Origin of the sequence: Acinetobacter sp. V89_4, from assembly GCF_029967875.1 — a bacterium.
Lineage (GTDB): Bacteria > Pseudomonadota > Gammaproteobacteria > Pseudomonadales > Moraxellaceae > Acinetobacter > Acinetobacter oleivorans.
In genome coordinates this window covers 87,811-109,587 of record NZ_JASCAI010000022.1, presented here as the reverse complement: position 1 = coordinate 109,587, position 21,777 = coordinate 87,811, and the positions used below count along the sequence as shown (strand labels likewise).

23 protein-coding genes are annotated in these 21,777 nt (G+C 37.9%); 6 read left to right on the top strand and 17 right to left on the bottom strand.

The genetic code is table 11. The features are described from left to right. Nucleotides 1-157: 157 nt before the first annotated feature. Entirely contained in the window at nt 158-964 is an 807-nt protein-coding gene (locus tag QLG01_RS10025) for a serine/threonine-protein kinase (protein ID WP_282496364.1), read from the bottom strand. After that, nucleotides 951-2,459 carry a DUF3336 domain-containing protein gene (locus QLG01_RS10020; RefSeq protein ID WP_005306944.1) on the bottom strand — a complete coding sequence of 503 codons (1,509 nt, stop codon included), beginning with the start codon at nt 2,457-2,459 and terminating at the stop codon, nt 951-953. The genes QLG01_RS10025 and QLG01_RS10020 overlap by 14 nt, the downstream gene beginning before the upstream one ends. Nucleotides 2,460-2,637: 178 nt before the next feature. Between QLG01_RS10020 and QLG01_RS10015 the strand changes: the two genes are divergently transcribed. Together QLG01_RS10015 and QLG01_RS10010 are read left to right on the top strand one after the other, a co-directional pair. Continuing rightward, a complete protein-coding gene (locus tag QLG01_RS10015) occupies nt 2,638-3,519 on the top strand; it encodes an ATP-binding protein (protein WP_005306947.1) in 882 nt (293 codons plus the stop codon). A gap of 108 nt (nt 3,520-3,627) precedes the next feature. Next, nucleotides 3,628-4,731: a DUF6670 family protein gene (locus QLG01_RS10010; RefSeq protein ID WP_282496363.1), complete on the top strand. Its 1,104-nt coding sequence runs from the start codon at nt 3,628-3,630 to the stop codon at nt 4,729-4,731. A 2-nt stretch (nt 4,732-4,733) separates the two neighbouring features. On the opposite strand, the gene tsaD is transcribed toward QLG01_RS10010, so the two are convergent. After that, nucleotides 4,734-5,744: a tRNA (adenosine(37)-N6)-threonylcarbamoyltransferase complex transferase subunit TsaD gene (tsaD, locus tag QLG01_RS10005; RefSeq protein WP_199986751.1), complete on the bottom strand. Its 1,011-nt coding sequence runs from the start codon at nt 5,742-5,744 to the stop codon at nt 4,734-4,736. 145 nt (nt 5,745-5,889) lie between these two features. Here tsaD and rpsU point away from each other — a divergent pair, with 145 nt between their 5' ends. Together rpsU and QLG01_RS09995 are read left to right on the top strand one after the other, a co-directional pair. Further along, entirely contained in the window at nt 5,890-6,105 is a 216-nt protein-coding gene (rpsU, locus tag QLG01_RS10000) for a 30S ribosomal protein S21 (protein ID WP_001136722.1), read from the top strand. Between the two features lie 25 nt (nt 6,106-6,130). Continuing rightward, nucleotides 6,131-6,577, top strand: a complete 447-nt coding sequence (locus QLG01_RS09995) for a GatB/YqeY domain-containing protein (RefSeq protein ID WP_004791284.1) — start codon at nt 6,131-6,133, stop codon at nt 6,575-6,577. A 90-nt stretch (nt 6,578-6,667) separates the two neighbouring features. Here the strand turns inward: QLG01_RS09995 and QLG01_RS09990 are convergent, their stop codons facing one another. The 12 genes from QLG01_RS09990 to QLG01_RS09935 all read right to left on the bottom strand — a co-directional run bounded on the left by QLG01_RS09990 (nt 6,668) and on the right by QLG01_RS09935 (nt 19,023). Next, entirely contained in the window at nt 6,668-8,095 is a 1,428-nt protein-coding gene (locus tag QLG01_RS09990) for a M48 family metalloprotease (RefSeq protein ID WP_282496365.1), read from the bottom strand. A gap of 142 nt (nt 8,096-8,237) precedes the next feature. Continuing rightward, nucleotides 8,238-9,203 (bottom strand): D-glycerate dehydrogenase, encoded by a 966-nt coding sequence (locus QLG01_RS09985; RefSeq protein ID WP_282496362.1) that lies wholly within the window; start codon nt 9,201-9,203, stop codon nt 8,238-8,240. Nucleotides 9,204-9,214: 11 nt separating this feature from the next. Continuing rightward, entirely contained in the window at nt 9,215-9,862 is a 648-nt protein-coding gene (locus QLG01_RS09980; protein WP_191899964.1) for a hypothetical protein, read from the bottom strand. A gap of 100 nt (nt 9,863-9,962) precedes the next feature. Continuing rightward, nucleotides 9,963-11,852, bottom strand: a complete 1,890-nt coding sequence (locus QLG01_RS09975; RefSeq protein ID WP_151988483.1) for a M48 family metalloprotease — start codon at nt 11,850-11,852, stop codon at nt 9,963-9,965. A 78-nt stretch (nt 11,853-11,930) separates the two neighbouring features. Then, the gene (purF, locus tag QLG01_RS09970) at nt 11,931-13,472 is read right to left on the bottom strand and encodes an amidophosphoribosyltransferase (protein WP_005306965.1); all 1,542 of its coding nucleotides are present in this window, start codon (nt 13,470-13,472) and stop codon (nt 11,931-11,933) included. Nucleotides 13,473-13,497: 25 nt separating this feature from the next. Then, nucleotides 13,498-14,085: a CvpA family protein gene (locus QLG01_RS09965; RefSeq protein WP_049837082.1), complete on the bottom strand. Its 588-nt coding sequence runs from the start codon at nt 14,083-14,085 to the stop codon at nt 13,498-13,500. Between the two features lie 6 nt (nt 14,086-14,091). Further along, nucleotides 14,092-15,096, bottom strand: coding sequence for a quinone-dependent dihydroorotate dehydrogenase (locus QLG01_RS09960; protein ID WP_004791270.1), 1,005 nt, complete (start codon nt 15,094-15,096; stop codon nt 14,092-14,094). A gap of 89 nt (nt 15,097-15,185) precedes the next feature. Beyond that, on the bottom strand, nt 15,186-15,665 hold the full coding sequence (gspM, locus tag QLG01_RS09955; protein ID WP_282496361.1) for a type II secretion system protein GspM: 480 nt from the start codon (nt 15,663-15,665) through the stop codon (nt 15,186-15,188). Beyond that, the gene (gspL, locus tag QLG01_RS09950) at nt 15,665-16,804 is read right to left on the bottom strand and encodes a type II secretion system protein GspL (RefSeq protein WP_282496360.1); all 1,140 of its coding nucleotides are present in this window, start codon (nt 16,802-16,804) and stop codon (nt 15,665-15,667) included. Before gspL ends, gspM begins: the two co-directional genes overlap by 1 nt. 23 nt (nt 16,805-16,827) lie before the next feature. Further along, a complete protein-coding gene (locus tag QLG01_RS09945) occupies nt 16,828-17,283 on the bottom strand; it encodes a phosphoglycerate mutase family protein (protein WP_004791265.1) in 456 nt (151 codons plus the stop codon). Between the two features lie 56 nt (nt 17,284-17,339). After that, complete coding sequence (locus tag QLG01_RS09940) at nt 17,340-18,413, bottom strand: NAD(P)H-dependent glycerol-3-phosphate dehydrogenase (RefSeq protein ID WP_005306983.1); 1,074 nt, start codon at nt 18,411-18,413, stop codon at nt 17,340-17,342. Between the two features lie 34 nt (nt 18,414-18,447). Next, a complete protein-coding gene (locus QLG01_RS09935; protein ID WP_049837086.1) occupies nt 18,448-19,023 on the bottom strand; it encodes a nitroreductase in 576 nt (191 codons plus the stop codon). A gap of 209 nt (nt 19,024-19,232) precedes the next feature. Here QLG01_RS09935 and QLG01_RS09930 point away from each other — a divergent pair, with 209 nt between their 5' ends. Further along, entirely contained in the window at nt 19,233-19,613 is a 381-nt protein-coding gene (locus QLG01_RS09930) for a hypothetical protein (protein WP_282496359.1), read from the top strand. Nucleotides 19,614-19,651: 38 nt separating this feature from the next. Here QLG01_RS09930 and rhlB read toward each other — a convergent pair whose 3' ends face one another. Both rhlB and QLG01_RS09920 read right to left on the bottom strand, forming a co-directional pair. Continuing rightward, nucleotides 19,652-20,803, bottom strand: coding sequence for an ATP-dependent RNA helicase RhlB (gene rhlB, locus QLG01_RS09925; protein ID WP_004791258.1), 1,152 nt, complete (start codon nt 20,801-20,803; stop codon nt 19,652-19,654). A gap of 103 nt (nt 20,804-20,906) precedes the next feature. Further along, nucleotides 20,907-21,119, bottom strand: coding sequence for a cold-shock protein (locus tag QLG01_RS09920; RefSeq protein ID WP_000126912.1), 213 nt, complete (start codon nt 21,117-21,119; stop codon nt 20,907-20,909). Nucleotides 21,120-21,494: 375 nt separating this feature from the next. On the opposite strand from QLG01_RS09920, the gene QLG01_RS09910 reads away from it, so the two are divergent. Further along, a complete protein-coding gene (locus QLG01_RS09910) occupies nt 21,495-21,740 on the top strand; it encodes a sulfurtransferase TusA family protein (protein ID WP_004791256.1) in 246 nt (81 codons plus the stop codon). The last annotated feature ends 37 nt before the right edge of the window (nt 21,741-21,777 follow it).

Sequence of the window (21,777 nt, the reverse complement as noted above, 5' to 3'; positions counted from 1 at the left end):
ACCTTGCGGCGCTGGAACCTAAATCCAGTGCGTCTACCAATTTCGCCACGCCCCCGATGGCTGTGTATATTAGCGATAAGATCTAACAGTGACAAGTGTTTTTTTTCTAAAAAAAACTGACCGTGTAAATTGTATACAGATACTAGATCAATGATTTTTATAAGTTTGAATGTGCTTTTAAACAATTCATCGCTTCAAACACGTTTGCAAACCTATTTTTTTGTTGTTTTTGCAATAAACCTAAAAGTAATGGATAGAAAATCATAAATTTCACGGGTAATTGAATGGTTAAATTTTGACAATGCAATACTGCCCACTCATAGTAACTCCCTGCTTCTAAGCGAGTTTGAGTTAACCATTCATATAAAACGATACCAAATGCGTATAAATCGCTTTGTATATCCTTAGAAGCGCCTCTAAACAGCTCTGGAGCCATATATCGTGGTGTAGCATCCATTCTTAAATCCGAGCTTGATATAAGTCGGGCTTTCTCAAAATCAATCAAATAAGCATTTTGCTCAAACTTTCGAAAATGTTCTTTCTTAATATCTCCATGAATCCAACCAAATTCATGGAGTTCTGCGAGCTTATCTAGTGCGGACCAAATCTTATGATATACATCAGTTAAACCTGCTTCATGAGACAATGAACCAAACCACAAATCAGTATTGGGTAAAATTAAAACTTTACCTAAAAAATGGTTTAATTGAGGAATGGCACCAACTTCAATTAAGTTATGAGGTAAAAGCCACGCGGAGTTTTTATGAGTAATCTCTTCGTAAAACAATTGTTCATGAATGAAATCTTGCTCACTTTGAACATCTGTTGCAGGTAAATGATATTTTAACCAATAGTCTTTGTTATCTATGCTGCATGTCCATAGATACCGCCCTAAAGCGGCACTCGCAGGTTTTGTCACACTTTTTAAGTTTTGTATATTCGAAGCAAAATCATGCTTCAGCATAGTAAGACTCTGGCTGTTGTTGCTTTTCTTCAAAACGCAAAACTTCTAAACAATGCTGAATCGTCTTGCCAATACGAGCATGGGTCTCAATCGAAGAAATTTTGGGCCAAGTCGCACGTTCCCCTTCTCGCTGTAAGCGTTTAAACAAATGTGGTCGTGGGTTTTGCAAAGTATAGGTATAGTGACTCAAACCATATTTAGCAATGATATTCACATCACCATAATAACGCTGCCCCATTACCCCATAGCCGTGATCGAGTAATCGTCTAATCGGAGAAATAGAACCGAGTCTTTGACGTGTAAAATCCATAAGTCCCATGGATAACACTTTACCTTGACGTCTTAAAATCCGTTCAGGCCAACTTAAAACGTCTTTACGAAAGCGGTCTGCATCATTTTGCATAAATGGAACAATATGTGGGTTCACCTGACTGGCGATGGTGTAATTTAAATTATAAAGTCGAGCCATTCTTTCTTGCGGGAAATCATTTCTTACACTGCCATCTACCCATTTTGTGTTTGCCATGTAAGGCGTGTGTTCACCGTCATAACGTTTGCTGGTTAAACGCACGGGTGGAAATAACACAGGTACAGCACATGAAGCCAACACAGCACTCCACACTAAAACATTAGGCGTCATAATGGCATTCATGATGCGCGGGTTTTCTGTTGCATCATAAGGAGCAACTGCCACATTAATGTTTAAACCTGATTTTTTGAAAGCCTCTTCAAACGTGAGATCACCCAGATTTTCGACAAGGAACTTTTTCAAATAATGCACATCGGCAATTCCACCATTTCCTTTAATGAGTTCACGAAGTTTTCTAAAATGAAAAGCATCACTAAAGAATTGTTCTCCATTTAATAAATTTTGAACATCTTCACTGGCAGAAGTTCCGAGCATGCCCGTCATAATTGCCCCTGCACTTGAGCCAGACAACACTTTAGGCATTAAATCTTGTTCAATTAAAGCTTTACATACCCCAGTGTGGAAAAGGCCTAAAGTCGCTCCACCTGAGAACATAAGGGCTGGTTGTCCATATGCTTTTTCACAATTTTCAAAAAACTCAATTTTTTCTTTTCGTTGGAAAGTAATGCATTCACTTGAAGCAATATAGGCCAAGCTTTGGCTAACTTCTTCAATATAATCTTCAATTAACTTTTTTGTTCCCACATGCGTTGCAGCAAACAACATGGGGTGACCAATATTTGCAATATCGTAGGTTAGGCCTTCTTTGAGTAAATAAATAAGATCTAGCGTTCGATGTTGCTGGCGATATCTTTTCAGTAAAGTGTATCTATAAGAAATGAGCTCTGCATCGAAGTAAGGCGAACTATTATCAAATTTCCACTCTTGCACCCCTGTTTCTTCATCTAGTTTTAATGCAAAAGACTTCCACTCTTCATAAGATTCAGCCATGTCTAACTGACGTTGTAATTTTTTGATACGGTAGGCCTGATGCGGATTCATATCACTGCGTATTTTTTCAAACATATTTCGTCCTCATCTTCACAGATGATTTTACTGAATAGACATAACAACACTATGCGCGGTCTGAAGATTTCAATCAATTGCAAAACCGATAAACTGTATAGACAATAACTTTTTTGTCAGCCTGTTAATTTCGGTGTTAGTATCCTAGTAAATTACTGTTTAACATGATTGACTTACCATGGCTACCATTGATTTACCAGATAATTTAGTTCAAACATTATCACTTGTATTAAATCAGTTACAGCAGGTCTTACCTGAACCTAAACAAGAAACAGATTTTAATGCACCTGCTTTTAGATGGGAAAATCAGCAACTTAAAGCCATCTATACACCCAAAAATATTTATCTGGATGACCTAAAAGGCATTGAACGTCAGAAAGAGAAAATCATTCAAAATACTTTGCAGTTTTTAAATGGTCTACCCGCAAATGATGTGCTTTTAACTGGCTCTCGCGGTACAGGAAAGTCATCTATTGTACGTGCTTTATTGACTGAGTATGCCCCGCAAGGATTACGTTTAATTGAAATTGAGCGGGATGACTTGGCAGATTTACCTAAAGTTCAGAAACTCATTCAAAACCGACCTGAAAAATACATCGTGTATTGTGATGACTTAGCGTTTAATGCTGAAGATGAAAATTACCGTAGTTTAAAAAGTGTATTGGATGGTTCATTACAGTCTGGTTCAAGTAATTTTATTATTTATGCAACCAGTAACCGCCGTCATTTGTTACCAGAATTTATGCATGAGAATACACCTGTAACCAAGGTCGATGTACCACAATATACTGAGTTACACCCACAAGAAGCGATTGAAGAAAAGATCTCTTTGTCAGATCGTTTTGGTTTGTGGTTATCTTTTTACCCAATGGACCAGAATTTATATTTAGAAATTGTGGAGCATTATCTTGATAAAGCAAATATGGCTTTTAATGATGAAGTTCGCGCTGAAAGTTTGCGTTGGTGTCAAATGCGTGGTCAACGCTCAGGACGTGCTGCATATCAGTTTTCTAAGCACTGGATTGGTTTAAATGGCTTAAAAGAGTTGTCTAACAATTAAACAAAATGTCCCGCAAAGCCTTAGCTTTGGCCTGAAAACCGCTTAGTTTTGATAGTTGTTTTTCATAACCTAAAACAAAGATAGTCCTATCCTCATTTAGGTTTATATATGAAAAAACAATTGCCCAAAATTTCTATAGGCAGCAAACTTTTAGGTCAAAGCTTATTGCTCGCGCAAAGTGTTATAGACAAAGCAGAAAAATATTCAACTCTTCCTTTTTCTCAGCCTCACATTATTCAACCCCGAGTTGATGAAAAATATTATAGCTGGACTCATTACGGTATCTTTTTCCCACTTTTGCCAGAGCCACATCGCTATTTAAATATTATGATTTTATTAGGCACACCTGGTGCTCTTGCATTTGATCATGATGACATAATTCATGGAAATCCTCGAAAAACAGCGACTTTCTTTTCAAGTACAGCCGCGGTAGAGAAAGCTTTGCTTAAGGCTTATATCATTCCTAAAGATACAAAAATTAATAAAGATGGGAGCTTAATCGAACTAGGTCAAGAAATTTCAATTCAAGGAAAATTCCCAAAAATTCATATTAATGGACACTACGAGGGTCTTGATTTCGACTTTGATATTAATGTTACCTCACATGTTTCATGGTTTATAAAAACACCGATTTATGATCATTTTAGCTTGTTAGCAAAGTTTAAAGGTTTCTTAAGCTATCAAGCAGAACGTATTGAAAGTGAGGGACTCTGTACTTATGAATATGCTCGAGCAGTTGGAGCTCATTCCATCGCAAATAAACTTATTCCTGAAGCCTATAAACTGCCGCTTGATTTTTTTACTTATCAAATTATCAATTTAAATGAGACCACTCAACTTCTTCTTACCAAAGCAGATATTGCAGGTCAGACAGCAGCTTATACTTTGCATATTAGATATCTTGATCGACCTGCAGAAGTTTATACAGATGTCAGTTTTGATATTATTTCTCACCAAGTTGATGATTACATCTCACCGACTGGACAAAAGATGCGACTTCCTAAATTCTTTTCGTGGATTGCTCGAAATGAAGCTAAACAAATTATTTTAAATATTCAGGCAGAAATTGACTGCCCACTCCGCTATGGTCATGGGCGAGGTTATGCAAGTAGCTATATATTTACCGGTAATTATTTCGGTAATGAAGTTCAAGGCCGTGGTTATATCGAATATATAGATATTGAAAACCAACAAGCCTTTGAAGATGAATAGTTTTACTCAGGAATAGACAACTCAGTCATTGGCCAACGTGGTGTTGTGGTTACAGCTAAACCATCATGTTGGCCTGCTTTTAAGCGTTGATAACCTGCAAAAGCAATCATTGCCCCATTATCAGTACAAAGAGCAGGTTCTGCGTAATAAACTTGTGCCTTAATTTTAGCCAATGAAGTTTCCAACTGTTCACGTAATCGTAAATTAGCGCTTACTCCACCTGCAATAACTAGACGCTTAAGTCCAGTTTGCTTTAAGGCTTTTACTGATTTTTTTACCAAGGTATCTACAATTGCTTCTTGGAATGACGCAGCAATGTCAGCATCTCTGTTTTCACCATTCAATTTTTTCAATTGCACAGAAACAGCTGTTTTTAAACCACTAAAAGAAAAATCTAGACCTTGGTGAAGCATTGGTCGTGGAAATTCAAACGCTAATGGATTACCACTTAAAGCCAATTTCGCAATATTAGGACCACCCGGGTATGGTAAACTCATCATTTTTGCAACTTTATCAAAGGCTTCCCCAGCTGCATCATCAATAGATTCACCCAAAAGTTCATATTGACCAATACCGTGAGCTGCCATTAATTGTGTATGCCCACCTGAAACCAATAAAGCAACAAATGGAAATTCAGGCGGTTGACTTGAGAGTAAAGGTGCCAACATATGCCCTTCCATATGGTGAACACCAATGGCAGGTTTATTTAAAGAAAAAGCTAAAGTTCTTCCAAATAAAGCCCCTGTCATTAAGGCTCCCATTAAGCCAGGACCACGTGTATAAGCAACAGCATCAATCTCTTGTTTCGTTACACCACTTTGATCAAGTAATTGATTCATTAAAGGAATTAATTTTCGAACATGGTCTCGAGAAGCAAGTTCAGGTACTACTCCACCATATTCGGCATGAAGTTTAATCTGGCTATAAAGAACCTGTCCCCGCAAGCCGAGTTCGCTATCATAAAGTGCCAACCCTGTTTCATCACAAGAAGTTTCCAAGCCTAAAACAATCATCAAAACTGCCTTTTATATGAGTCAAAATATTGCAATCGCTATTATAGACTTGTGATATGAGTTGTAAATGAGTAAAATACTGACCTTCACTTGTGATCCGGCACAATAGTGTGCTTGATCTTATCCATAATCTAGAGGATTTTACATGCCACAAGTTAAGTTGAAAGAAGGCGAACCAGTTGACGTAGCTATCCGTCGTTTCAAACGTTCATGCGAAAAAGCTGGTGTTTTAGCTGACGTTCGTAAACGTGAATTCTACGAAAAACCAACTCAAGAACGTAAGCGCAAAAAAGCTGCTGCAGTTAAACGCTACCAAAAGAAATTGGCTCGCGAATCTGTACGTACTACTCGCCTTTACTAATTAATTTGTGATTGACTGCTGAATTATGACTACTTTAAAAAACCAAATTACTGATGCATTAAAAACTTCTATGCGTGCCAAAGATATGGCAACAGTGACGGTTTTGCGTAGTCTACAAGCAGCAATTAAGCAAATCGAAGTCGATGAGCGCATAGAGCTTGGCGACGCTCAGGTTCTTGCGGTCATTGAAAAGCAAATTAAACAACGTAAAGAATCGATCAAAGCCTTTGAAGGTGCTGGTCGTGATGATTTAGCTAGTAAAGAACAAGCCGAAGCTGAGATTTTATCTCAGTTTCTACCAGAAGCTATGACTGAGGAAGAGCTTGATTCTCTCATTGAGCAAACGATTTCTGCTCAAGAAGCAACTAGCATGAAAGATATGGGTAAGGTGATGAATTCTCTACGTCCGATCATAGCCGGGCGTGCCGATCCTTCTGTAGTTTCAGCAAAAATTAAAGCTAAATTAGCTTAATCTCTTCTCTTAAATTCTATATCCCCTCAAACCAAAATTCCTTTTAGTTTGGGCGTGTTTATATATCTGAATTTTTTGAAAGCTAAATTTTCAAATTTTCATTCTTCGCTCATCTTGCATTTGTTTCAATCTACTGTCTATTCTAGCCAACATTGCTTGATTGTCTTTTGCTAATCGCTGAGCATGCAACATCGATTTAATCGCATTCTCTTCACTCCCCGACCAATATTCAGCTTCTGCTCGATAGCGTAAAACATTGACTGCTCTCAACGGTCCTGTCTTGTCCAAATTAGCAGCCTGCTGCAAAAATTGCCAACCTTGGATATCTCTTGGGTTTTTATTGATAAACCGTTGAACAAGAGTTTGAACCTGTGAAAATTTTCCTTGGCGCAGCAACACTTCAGCCAACTTATAACTGAAAGCTCTATTTTCAGGCATAGTCATTTGTGTAGAAGCAATTGAAGTATAGGCTTGATCCAACTTGTTTTGCCCCAGATAAATATCAGTCTGCAAGAGTGTAACAAGAGGCTTTCCACTAGATTTGACTTGATCTAAAGTAGATTGCGCCTGTGCATAATCACCTTGTTTTACATAAAAAGCTGCCAAAGCAATAAGACCCGCAATATTTTTTTGTGAGGCTAAACTCTGTAGTTGGTTTTCGGTAGCCTGATTTGAAACTACCATTGTGTACCATTTTAAAATTTCAAAATCAGCATCATATATGCGATTTTTGACTTTAGGCATCTGGTTCGCACGAAGTCGAGCTTCACTCATGCGTTCGGTCGTCAGTGGATGGGTCAGCCAGAAATCTGGTAAAAAACTTACCCGACTAGTCGCGCGATGCATTGTCTCAAAATAGTCTGCCATACTTTGCGGGTTATAACCCGCTGCATACATATATTGCATGCCAATACGGTCCGCTTCACGCTCCTGATTTCGACTATATGTTAACTGGCTATCCATTAATGCAGCCTGCGTTCCTAACATCACTGCTGCTCCTGCATCTCCACCACCCTGTGCAGCTATGGCTACACCTGCTAAAAGCCCAGCTAAACTTAATAACGTTTGCCCCTTAAAGGCTTCCTCTGAACGACTAAAATGTCTTTGTGATACGTGTGCAATTTCATGCGCCATCACCCCAGCAATTTCATCAATATTGCGAGCTGAAGCAATAAGTCCTGTATTAAGCGCAAATAGACCACCCGGAACAGCAAATGCATTGATTTGTGGATCTTTAATAACAACTAGACCAATAGGCTGACCAAGTTGAGTCTCACTTAAAATATTTGAAAATACTTGAAAAAATTGGTCTTCGAGCCAGATATCTTGGATAACGGGCATTTGTTTATGAACTTCACGGAAAACTTTTTCACCAATAAATTTTTCTTTTTGTTGATCAAGCAAACCTATTCCACTTCCAATATTCGGAATTTCCACCTGATTCGCAGATGGCTGTGGGTCGAAAGACTGTGCATACGAAGCATTTGCTATAAAAGTCGCACTTAAAATAACTGGCAAAAATCTCAAAAGTTTTTCTCTATTAAAATTAAACCATAAAAAAAGCCTATTGATGTAAACCACAAAAATTGGTTTTCAATCAACAGACTTTTACTATATCACTCGAAATCGACTAGTTTTGCAATGAAGTGTTATTAATCACTTATATAAAGTTTTGGTTTACCAGATATCTAGGTGTTTTATCCTCTAAAGCTTCAACCAAATTTTTATAGGCCAGATTTGCCATTTTTTTACGGGTTTCAGCAGTAGCCGATCCCACATGAGGCAAAGTCACTACATTCGGCAATTTAAAAAGACCCGAATCTTGTAAAGGTTCTTTTTCATACACATCTAAGCCAGCACCAAAGATCTGATTTTGCTGTAAAGCTTCAATTAAAGCTTGCTCATCAACTACTGAACCACGGGCAATATTAATAAAAATAGCGTGTTTTTGCATAAGCTCAAACTGCGCTTTTCCCATTAAGGCTTTCGATTCATTATTTAAATCAACTGCAGTGACTACAAAATCAGACTGCTTTAACAATTGATCCAGACCAAGATATTCTGCATTTAATGGTTCAGCCAATTCAGGCTTTTCACGACGATTATGGTAAACAATATTCATGTTAAATCCATAAAAACCACGACGTGCAATTGCAGCACCAATATTGCCAAGTCCAATAATACCTAATGTCTTTCCAAAAACATCTAAACCGAACTGCTGAGGCCCTACCGTTCTTTTCCATTCACCTTGTTTAGTCCAATGATCCAGAAAAGGTACTTTTCTAGCAGCACTTAGTAATAATGTAAAAGCAAGATCAGCTGTTGTTTCAGTTAAAACATGGGGTGTATTTGCTAACCAGATTTTTCTTTGGTTTAAATAAGCCACATCATAATTGTCATAGCCTACTGTTACAGATGAAATAATTTTTAGTTTTTGGGCAGGCGCAAGGTTCTTTTCATTCAGTACTCGTCCTGCACCAATCATCCCATCAGCATCGACAACGTGCTGTCTTATTTGTTCATTAATATCACCCAGTTTTGGGTTAAGAACCACAACATGATAATCCTGTTGTAATCGAGACAAAATTTCTTCATCAATTTGGCTAAAAACTACAACTTTTTTCATGTAAATCCCTACTACTCGTTGTTATCTTGCATTAATTTCCATAACCTTTTTTTAAGGAGTGGTTTCTCCAGCATTTCTTTTAAACTTGCCAAATGGATAATATTGGCATGTTGAATATAAGAACATTCACCAAGACATAAGATCTTTTTATCTGCTGCAACAGCATCTAAAAAGCCTTGTATATATGAACCAGCGCCCCGCTGATCTTGATACGCAGCTAAAGGAAAAGGCCATTTTAGTTCAGCATACTGCCCTATTTTCGCTTTTTGTATGTTATTCCAGAGCTGTTTTTCTTCTTCAGCTAAATTAGTAACATCTAAAAAAATAACACATTTTTCAAGAGAAAAAGCCTGCAACTCAAATGATGCAATTTTAATGGCAGGTGCTTGCACTTGATTGCGAGGTTCTATAACAGGTTGAGCCTGTATTGAAACTGGCGCTACAATTTCAGGCTCAATTTTTGGAATATCGTTAATTTTTGGCTTTGCTGGCTGCTCAAGAACCATGGGTTCTACAGAGGGTAGTATGATCGGTTCTGGTTCTTCTACGACATGATCTCGCCAAAGGCTTTGAGCATTATTTTTTTGGCACACCTGTGTCTTAGGAATCCATACATCAATCCCTAAAGTCGCCAATATATTTCTTTGCTGCCCAATCATGTTTGAATCAATACCTCTACTTAAGCTACATTCTAACGGGCTTGAGTTTTTTTTTCAGTGTTTTATTTCGTTCAGCTGTTTTTATAATCGTAGATGTCTTTTAAATAATCATAACACTATTTCTTTTTTGCATTTGCTCAACAATTTCTTCTGTCTCAAAGCCAAATCGCCAATAAAGTAATTCAAGTACATCTAATTCGTCTTGTGTGATAATACGATCACTCCACAAGCACATTTCTGCAATCGCAAGAATACTAAGACGGTCACGCAATAATAAACCTGCAATGTCATTTAAAATTTCAGCCAAATCTAAAGGCTCGTCTGAAATCTCATCATAGACATACATTTCATCTGGATTAAGTAGCGAACGCAAAATACGTTCACGTACTTCTAACTGATTTGGACTATTAATTTGCTGGACATGAAGCAAGGCATCAATTAAACGAACAATTTGAGGTTTTACTTCTTCAAATGCTGTTGGCAAATGTAACGGCATTAAATTCAACTCATATTTAACCCGCTCCAGCAAAAGCGCATCTAGCAAGCCAATTTCGCCATCTTCTTGAATAATGAGCGCTAGTTTTGTTAGAAATTGTCGCGCAATGCTTGCTGGCATATGCCCAATGTTTTTACAAGCATCATGAAATATCTGAATATGGATACGCCCATCAAGGTTTAATAAGGCATCAATAATGGCATGGCTAACTGGCGCATCTTTAGGGATGAATTCTCGATATTGGCGAATCATCAAAATAGCAACCATCACCTCACGTGAACCCGTAGCAGTTTGTAGTGCACGCTGAATGAGCTCAGGACGCTTTTTATTGCGACGTACATCACTACTAAGAGGCTTAATGGCATCATTTAATGCAAAACTAATGGGTGACAACCTTAATAAAGGCAAAGGCTGTGGAGATGACCAAGGAACATAAATTTCTTTTTCAGACTCTTCTAAAAAATGAAATAAACTAAATAACGGACGATTGCGAAGCTTTTTTAAATTTTCTAATTGTAAATCTTGTAGCAAAGTCGGATTTAACTCATAGATACGTTCACGAATACTTGGGTGAATATTCATCCAACTTTGCGGACTCAGTGAGTTAGCAAAACACATATGCGCGATTGATTCAGAATAGGCACTATGAATTTGTGAGCCAGAATGGTGAACATAAATACGCAACAAAGTCTGCGTATTAGCACTATTTTTTAATAATCGTACCGTTTTTTGGTCATTACGAAATGTGCGTCCACTCAAAGTTAAATATTTAATAAATCGGGTAATTAATACGCCTAGGCTTCCAGCTAGCCAAATGACACCACCCACTGCAACAAATACAGTTTCAAATTTATGTTTATAACCTGGGCTGTAGCGTTTAAAGCCTTGTTTTGCTAATTTACTGCCCCACTGACTAAATGTCGTTAATCCACTATATAAAATCTTTAATTTAGTATTTTCAACAGCTTCACCTGATAAAATCTGATTAAACTCATGACCCAACAAACCATATAGTTCAAGTTTATCCAGATTTTGCAAAGCTCCCCATGTCAAAATGATCACAATATCTTTAGGGTGAAAACCTGCGGTAAGCGCATTTACGCCTACTTCATCAGGTAAAACATATAAGGTTGGAACTTTAAGTGAAAAATTTTGCGCCAAATATTCAGTAATTTTTAATGCTTCAAGCTCTTCTGGTGTACTTTCTTCTTTTATTAAACGACGCGCTTTCAGTTGTTTTGCTAAAGAATGTCCACCTTTACGCAAGATATAAAGTTCAGTAACTACCGACCAAACCATAATAAAAAGCAATAGCGCGACGAAATAAGGACTTAAGGTATGCCACCAAATGGGCTGACTATAATCAAAAAAATGGACGAGTAAACCTAAAATTAAATTTAAGATAAAAATAGTAAGCAGCACAGCAACCAAACACATAGTGATGGACCATGCCATATTCTTATTTTCGATTAGATAGTGGCTTACTTCTTTCAATGTAAATATTCCCAATTACATTGTTAGTTTTCATCATAAAAGAAAAAAGCGGGAAACACCCGCTTTTTTCAGCTATTTCTATTCTTCTTTAATGCCTGTTAAATCTACAGAAGCAGCGTCAACATTCACATCAATGTAGCCATCTTTTTTCTTTTTAGCAGAATCATTACGCTTCTGCTCCAAATTATTTAGATAAGCACCATCAATATCGCCTGTTACATAAACGCCATCAAACACAGAGCAATCAAACTCAGTTAGATCGGGTACTTTGCTAGTACGTACAGCATTTTTCAAGTCTTCCAATTCTTGGAAAACTAAACGATCAGCACCAATAATTTCCTGGATTTCTTCTACACTGCGTTCTGAAGCAATAAGCTCAGCTTTAGCAGGCATATCAATACCATAAACGTTTGGATACATCACTTTTGGTGCTGCTGACGCAAAGTATACTTTTTTTGCACCAGAATCACGTGCCATCTGGATAATTTCGTTACAGGTTGTACCGCGTACAATTGAGTCATCAACCAGTAAAACATTCTTACCTTTAAACTCAAGTTCTACAGGGTTTAATTTCTGGCGTACTGATTTTTTTCGTTGTTGCTGACCTGGCATAATGAAGGTACGACCGATATAACGGTTTTTCATAAAACCTTCACGGAACTTCACACCTAGAATATTTGCCAGCTCTAATGCTGAAGTACGGCTCGTATCCGGAATTGGAATAACCACATCAATATCATGGTCCTCACCCCAGTCACGTAAAATTTTATGGGCAAGTTTTTCACCCATTTTTAAACGAGCTTTATAAACTGAAATTCCGTCAATAATGGCATCAGGACGTGCAAAATAAACATATTCAAAAATACATGGACGGTATTTTGGATTAGCTGCACATTGTCTTGAGAACAATTCACCATCTGAATTGATGAAAATTGCCTCACCCGGTTCAATATCACGCTCAATTTTGAAACCAAGTGCTGTAATAGCAACTGATTCAGAAGCGATGATGTATTCCATCTCGCCTTTTTCAGTCATACGTGAACCATAAATCAGTGGACGAATACCATTTGGATCACGGAAACCAACCAAACCATGACCAGTAATCATTGCCACTACGCCATATGCACCTAGACAGCGCTCGTGTACACGAGAAACTGTGTGAAAGATATCATCTGGTGTAGGATTTAAAGTACCGTTCTTTTGCAACTCATGCGCGAATACGTTCAAAAGAACTTCTGAGTCAGAATCTGTATTCATATGACGTAAATCTGTTTTAAACAGGTCATCATGAATATCTTCGGCATTGGTTAAGTTACCATTATGTGCAAGCGTAATACCGTAAGGTGAGTTCACATAAAATGGTTGTGCTTCAGCACTGCTAGCAGAACCAGCAGTTGGGTAACGTACATGGCCAATACCATAATTACCAAGTAATGCTCTCATATGACGAGTATGAAAAACATCACGCACCATACCGTTATCCTTACGAAGGAAAAGACGGCCTTCATGGCAGGTTACTATTCCAGCTGCATCTTGCCCACGATGTTGCAACATCGTTAAAGCATCAAACAACATTTGGTTCACTGGCGATTTACCGGCTATACCAACAACTCCACACATAGCAACCTCGCAGACAAGCTAGGAATTAATAAAAAGGATTCTTTGTCGAATGGTCGGATCGGTTTTCTAAATCTTCCGATTCGTCCATTGGTTTTGAAGGGGTGCTTGATGCACTACCTCCAGATGTTATTTGATGAAATGCCTCACTTGCAGCATCTTTAGATAATTCGGTCGCTAAAGGTGCATAAGGCAGTAAAAATTGTATAAGTACGGACTGTTTCCAATTTGGTGAACTTTCAACCCAAGGCCCAACGCCTTGCATTGTAATCAACACAACCAACAAGCCCTTTAAGGAACCAAAAGCACCACCTGCTAAACGATTTAATGGCCCCAATTTCAGACTTTTCAAGAGGCCATTTAAAAATGCAGTGACGATCCATGTTAAAACAATGATCAGAAGTGCTATAAATGCAAAAGCTGCAATTTTTTGAACAACCGGATCATGACTCAAACCAGACATGGACGGCGCAAGAAGGACAGCATATTTTGCACCCATAATTAATGCAATGATCCATCCTACCAAGTTCGCAAAGGCTTTGATAAATCCTTGTCGCAAACCGTTTAGCCCCCCAATGAGCAAAAGTATCAGAATAATGATATCAATTGTGTTCATATTCACTTAAGTCATGGCTGCAACACATTGTTTTACTAATATAGGACCGGTGTAAATCAATCCGCTATAGATTTGTACTAATGTTGCTCCAGCTTGCTGTTTGACTGCTGCTTGTTCACCTGACAAAATTCCACCCACGCCAATCAACGGGATTTGTCCTTTTAACGTTTGGGCAAATAAACGTAAGCATTCGGTACTTTTTTCAAAAACAGGCGCACCTGATAATCCACCCGATTCGTTACCATTAGGAAGGTTTTCTACACCGTCTCTAGATAAAGTCGTATTGGTAACGATTAAACCATCAATCTTAAATTGCAATAATTGTGCTGCAATAAACTCAACATCTTCAGCTGTTAAATCAGGTGCAACTTTTAAAACCAAAGGAACATAATGATTATATTGCTCGGCAAGCTCAAGTTGTCTTTCTTTTAATGTTTGCAATAATTCAGTTAATGCATCGCCACTTTGTAAACTTCTTAAGTTCTTAGTATTTGGAGATGAGATATTAACAGTAATATAAGAGGCGTAGTTATAAACTTTCTCAAGACAAATCAGGTAATCATCAACAGCCTTTTCTACAGGCGTATCTGCATTCTTACCAATGTTAATGCCTAGAATTCCTTTAAATTTTGAAGCTTTGACATTCTCAACAAGCTTATCAACACCATCATTATTGAAACCCATGCGGTTAATAATGGCTTTAGCTTCAGGAATACGGAACAATCGCGGTTGTGGATTACCCGACTGAGGACGCGGTGTAATTGTTCCAATTTCAATAAAACCGAAACCCAGCCCGGCTAAAGAATCAATATGTGCACCATTCTTATCAAGTCCAGCCGCCAAACCTACCGGATTTGGAAATTCAATTCCCATACAGGTTGTTGGTTTTGATTCTACGCTTTGGCGTAGTAGGCCGAACTTATGTGCTTTATCAAGCATAGATAATGTTAATTCATGGGCACGCTCTGGTGCTAAACTAAACAACATCGGGCGAGCAAGTGAATATAACATACCAATCACAGTCTACTGATTTTAGGTAGGCATATTATAGGCACAGGCAGCACAAAACACCATGCTTAAGAACACCATATTTTAATATGTTATTGAACCGTCGCTGTTAATTTAATCTGTCCGTCACTTGAAACCATTTCCATTTTTTGAATACTTAAGCCCATTTGTGCAAGCTGGGTTAAAAAGTTCGCTAAAATTGCATAATTCTGATGAGTAACAATAATTTGTAACTGCTCACCATTTTGTTGAGAAGTAACTGTTAAGCCTTGTTGCTGAGCTACACGCTGTATTTTTTCCGATTGACCCAACTCAAGTTCATTTGCGGGTTTCATGGTAACCGCATTGCTCTGCATCCATACCATCAAATCTTTTAAATCATTTAACCGTTGTTGTTGTTGCTCTGCCAAAGAATGCATTTTCCAAAGTGAAGCTCCTACAATAGCCACGACAACAAAGATTGTAGTAAAGACCACCATAATACGTTCACGTACAGTTAAGCGATCCAAATATTGAACGATCTGTTCAACCCACTGATCAAAGCGGTTTTGCAATTGAGTTATCATTTCCATTATTGTATTTTCACCACCCCGATTGCCCCACCACCATCGGCTTGAACATTACCGAGCTCTGCTTTGAATCCCTGCTGGTTAAGTTGCTGAGTTAAAGCTTGCAAATCATCTGCCGACTTTGCTTTTAATGCCATTGTTAATATTGACGCATCATAATTTAACTGCTGAGCTAAAATTTGTCTTTGCATTAAAATAGGCCCAACACGACTCAATAAAGAAAGTGCTTGTGTATCACCTTGCTTACTCATGCGTAAATGACTTTCAAATTGACTTTTTATGTTCTGCTCATTCACACGACTAGAAGAACCAAACCAATATTTATATTGCTCTATCGTCTGCTCAGCGGTTTGATTAGCCACACTTTTTAACTTTACCCAGCGCAACAAGTCATAGCTAAACTGAACCACTATAATTGCTAAAATAACAGCAGCACATGCTTTCCAATAACCCGAAACAGTTTGCTCTTGCCCTTTAGCTTTAGGTAAAACATTAAAAGGATGCTGTTTAGGTTTATCTAAAGCCTGAAATTGATAAATAAATTCTGAACGCTGCTCATCACTTGATGCTGCCATCAAGCTTTCTAATTGCTCTGATGTCAAACCACTATATTGATAATGGGTTTCAACTGGCTGGAACTCTAAAAACAATCCCAGATCATCTAGCGAATTACCAACCCATTTACTTTCACGCACAAGTAATTTCTGGTCAATATTACATAAGACTACTTGCTGATCTTGAGGTTCCGGTAAAATTAAAAAGTCTGGCAATAAAGCAACGAGCTTAATAGGCAGCAAAGCCATTGCATGTTGCCATGTTTCTACTGTTGTTTTTGCCACCCCCAATACGGTTAATTGATCAGCATGAAAATGATGAACCACTTTCATATGATCAATCGGCAAAGTCACAAATTCTTCAAGCAAATATTTAACACCGTCTGCCCCGAGTTGCTTGTAATGAGACTTTGCCATGTGCTGCTGGAGCACCTGAGCATGGCGACTAGGGAAAAAGATGACAGCTTCTTTTCCTTGATGTAGTTGCAGATCTTGTATTAATTGATCAAGACTTGCTGCCTGCAACCAGTTTTCTCCGTTAGACCAATGCCATATTCCATTGGTTTCAGGCATCCATAAATACAGCATAATGGGCTAAATGACCTTTTTAATTATATTGTGGGTACAAAACTATTTTTTTGTGTTGATAAACCAGTAGCAATCACAGCCTGATCATAAATTCGAGCTTCGGCAAGTGCAAATGGATTAAAGTTTTCATGTGTCAATAGTTCAGCAATATGCCCTACTACATTCATATGACACACGACTACAATTGACTCATACGGAACCTGAGACAACCACTCAACCGCTTCTTTCGCATTATCGTCCGGTTTAATTTTATCGCATAACAGCACGGGAACATCTTTAAAATAAGTTTGAATATGCGCTAATGTTTCTTGAGCACGCAATAATGGACTCACTACGAAAATATCTGGCTTAACAATATCTTTTAAAAATGTTGCTGTTTGTTCAGCTTGAGCATGCCCACGAGCAGTAAGTGGACGTTTAGTATCATTACCATTTACTGGAGGAGCAGCTTCCCCATGACGAACTAATGTCAGTTGCATAAATATTCCTTGTTAATAATTCTTGCATTATAACCGTAATTTATGACATTTCTTCTTCAGACTTCATGATGAGGTAAAACAAACTCAACATCACTACGGTGCCCATTTTTCATAAGAGATAAGGCAATATTTAAAGGCGGTGCACCTTCGAAAATAACCTCATATAAAGCGTTGGTAATAGGCATATATACGTCAAGTTCTTCTGCTTTACCGCGTACCTGAACAATCGTATTAATTCCTTCAGCGGTTTGCCCCAATTCTTTACTCGCTTGGTCAAGTGTTTTACCTGAACCCAAAGCATAACCAATTTGATAATTACGGCTTAATGGACTATTACAGGTTGCAAATAAATCACCAACGCCAGATAAACCTAAGAACGTTAATGGATTTGCACCCTGTTTAACTGCAAAACGGCTCATCTCGGCCAAAGCACGCGTTAAAATCATACTCTTGGTGTTTTCACCAATTTTGTAAGCTGCGCCAATTCCCATTGCAACGGCATAAATATTTTTAAGTGCTCCACCCAGTTCAACACCATGCACATCATCACTACCAAAAACTCGGAATAACGCACTATGCAGAGCATGCTGTACAGCATAACGAACAAGTTCAGAATCACTGGCAATAACGGTACCAGATGGCATTCCCGCCATAATCTCTTTAGCGAGGTTTGGTCCAGACAATACCCCATAAGGAACTTCTGGCAATTCTTCGCGAATAATATCGCTCATGAAGCTAAAAGTTTTAGCCTCCACACCCTTGGTTAGAGAGACAATCGCTTGTGCTGTAATAAAAGGAGCAATTTGTTTTAAGACATCACGAAATGAATGGCTAGGAATGGCCACTAAAATAATATCTCGATCACATACTGCTTGTTCAAGGTCAGACACAGCACGCAATGAGGACTCTAAAACAAAGTCTGGCAAATAACGTTTATTAATATGGGTTTTATTGATTTCTTCAGCTGTATCAGCATCACGAATCCAGATCATGGTATCGCAGCCATTACGTGCAGCTAAATTCGCCATAGCCGTACCAAAACTGCCTCCACCTAAAACAGTAATACGTAATGCTGTTTTTTTATCGACCGCAACAGGTTCCACTAAATCTGTAAACTTAAATTCAGTCATGCTTTATTATCCTATTTCTTACTTCTACAGACTTTCATGCCTGCCAAACTTTTACGAATTCTTTACTTTCAATATCTGCACGCGGCGCAATCGCTTTAGCTGCCGTACCCACATAAATAATACCTGAGATTAAATCGTGTGGTTGCAATCCTAAATGTTGTTTTAACCAGTTTGATTCGACAACAGCGCCACTACGCCACATGGTAGAAAAACCTTGAACTTGTAAAGACAATAAAAGGTTTTGTACGGCAGCCCCAGTACTTAAAATCTGTTCAAAATGTGGAACTTTAGGATGATCTTGAAGTTGCGTAAGCGCTAAAATGAGTAAAGGTGCGCGGAAAGGATGTTGCTTCACTCGCTCAAGCTGTGCTGAGTCGGTTTCACCTAAATCAGCCAAAGCTTTTGCTAAAACCTCACCAAAGGCACCACGTTGCTCAGCCTCGATAACGACAAAACGTGTTGGTTTAAGTCTATGGTGGTCAGGAGCAGTTAACGCAGCTTGAAAAGCCAACTCTAATTGATCTGCATTTGGAGCAGGCTCAATCAATTGACCAATAGATTGACGTTGGTGAATATTCTGATGAATTATCTGTATTGCTGAATCCGTCATTAATATTGATCTAACTCAAAAAATTCAAAATAGATTAGCATAATCTACAGATAATCCACCATTGTATCTAGAACATAAAAATAACGAGTTCGTGCTTTGACATTTTTTTAAGACAAAACATCAAAACTTATACAACGTCTTCAAAATCAATTAGAAAACTTGTGTTCAAATAGTGAGATCTTTTGACGATTAGCGATATTAGGTGAAACATGAAAAAAATAATTTTAGCGAGTGCGTTGAGTAGTGTTGTTTTATTACTAGGTGCTTGTGCCACTACGCCTAAGAACACTCTGGCAGTTCAAAAAGAAAATAATCAATTTGAAGTCACGGGTATTGGTAAAACGAATCTAATTGCAAAAAATAATGCGATTACTGCCGCTCAAAAAACTTGTTCAAAAAGCACGAGTCCTGTTGTAATAGATGAAAAAACAACATACAACGGTGTATTAAAAGATGTTGTAAGCGAAAAAACTGGCCAAATGGTTGAAGCAGCGGCTGGTGTAATTGGCACCTTAACTGGCAAAAATGCATCACTTGCAAAAGATGATGATTATCAAACAACCCTTACCTTCTATTGTAAAATTAATTAATCAAAAAAAATCCCAATCAGTTGATTGGGATTTTTTTATTAGCAATAACCGTCTAGACGGGTTAATGGCAATTTCTTACCAATTGCTTTTTCAATTTCCGGCAAGTAAAAAGCATCATCTTCAGATAAGAAACTAATACTTACACCTTGTGACCCAGCACGACCTGTACGTCCAATGCGATGTACATAATCATCTGATTGCTCAGGCAAAGTATAGTTGATCACATGAGATACGCCATCAACATGAATACCACGGCCTGCAACATCAGTTGCAATCATGACGTTATTTTTACCCTGCTTAAACTGCTCTAACATTTTTAAACGTTTATCTTGAGCAATTTCACCTGAAAGCATACCGACCCGATATCCATCTCTCTTTAAATGATCATAAAGACGGCGCACTTGATCACGTCGATTCGCAAAAATCATAACTTTATCGATAGGCTCTTCACGCAAAATATCTTGTAGTAAACGATATTTATCTTGTTTAGCGACTACATAAACGCGCTGCTCAACATCGTTGTTAGTTTTTTGCTCAGGCTCAATCTCAACAGTGATTGGTTCAAACAACCATTGTCTTGCCAAGTTAAGCACATCATAACTAAAAGTAGCCGAGAACATGAGCGTTTGACGTTGTTCCTTACGTGGGGAATAACGCACAATACGTTTTACAGAAGGAATAAAACCCATGTCCAATAAGCGGTCAGCTTCATCGATGACTAAAAATTCAATTTGATCGAGCCAAACTTCTTTTTGTTCTACAAAATCAATTAGACGCCCAGGAGTGGCAACGATGATGTCGACAAAATTAGCATCTAACTGTTTCTTTTGCTTATCGAAATCTACGCCACCCAACAGTGTCACGATGTGTAAATCTGAAAATTTTGTGAGTAACTTTGCATCACTTTCGATTTGCAGTGCCAATTCACGCGTAGGCGCCAAAATCAAGGCACGTGGCTCACCACGAAAACGCTGCTCTTGAATCGGGTTATGTAACAAGTCATTAATTACACTAATAAGGAAAGCAGCAGTTTTACCTGTTCCTGTTTGCGCTCTACCAATCGCATCATGCCCGCCCAACGTATATTTTAAAACCTTTTGCTGAATCGGGGTCATTTGCTTAAACCCTAAAGCATCAATCGCCTTTTTAAGTTGCGGATGTAAATTCAAGGTTTCAAAACCAGATGTCATAAATACGTGCTCTAACAAACAATCTCTCTAATGAGAAGATCATTATAAACAAAAACGCCCCAATTCAAAAATTGGAGCGTCCATGATTCATCAAAAAGATGAATTAGTCTAAAGGCTGAACGTTTTCAGCTTGAAAACCTTTTTGACCTTGTACTACACTAAATTCTACGCGTTGGCCGTCACGTAAAGAACGGTGACCGTCACCAACGATTGCGCGGAAATGAACAAATACGTCATCACCACCGTTACGTTGAATAAAGCCAAAACCTTTAGTGTCGTTAAACCACTTTACTACGCCTTGTTCGCGAGCTGTCATAAGTCAATCCTCAGATGTTGAAAAAAGGACCTTCCGGTGTTGCAAACAGCAGAGCAAACAAGTGTTTAAAATATTTATAATCTTAAAGCTTGTAATCATTCTGTAAAACTATCAACAATTTCCGGTTACATCCATTTGTTATAAGATTTTTAAACCAATTTAAGTGTGTGGTAAATCTTAAAACGGTTCGAGCTTACCACGGGTTTATGACAATTAATAGAATTTTTTTCAATTATTCCCCGTATTTTTAGTCGTTTTTTTAAACAGCTTATTACAATATTTTTTATAGGTAATTGCTTGTTTCTTCTTTTATAAAATGTGCAGCATTTATAAAAAAATTTGTTAGAATAATTTTTTTAGTTGTTTTGATGATGAATGACCAACACTTCTTCTACTACAGCACCCATTGAAATTAATGCTTTAGGCCAACCCTGTCCGATGCCTTTATTAATGCTAAAACGCGAACTCAAAAAAGTATCGGGTAAACAGCTATTCTTATTAAAATCTTCTGACCCTCACAGTGAAATAGATGTAACTCGTTACTGTGGTTTACATCATTTTATGTGTCAGACAACACATATATCCGAAAGAGAATTTCACTATTTAATTGAAACTCAATGATTCTTTGATAAACTAAAAGATTAGAAATTGCATAAAA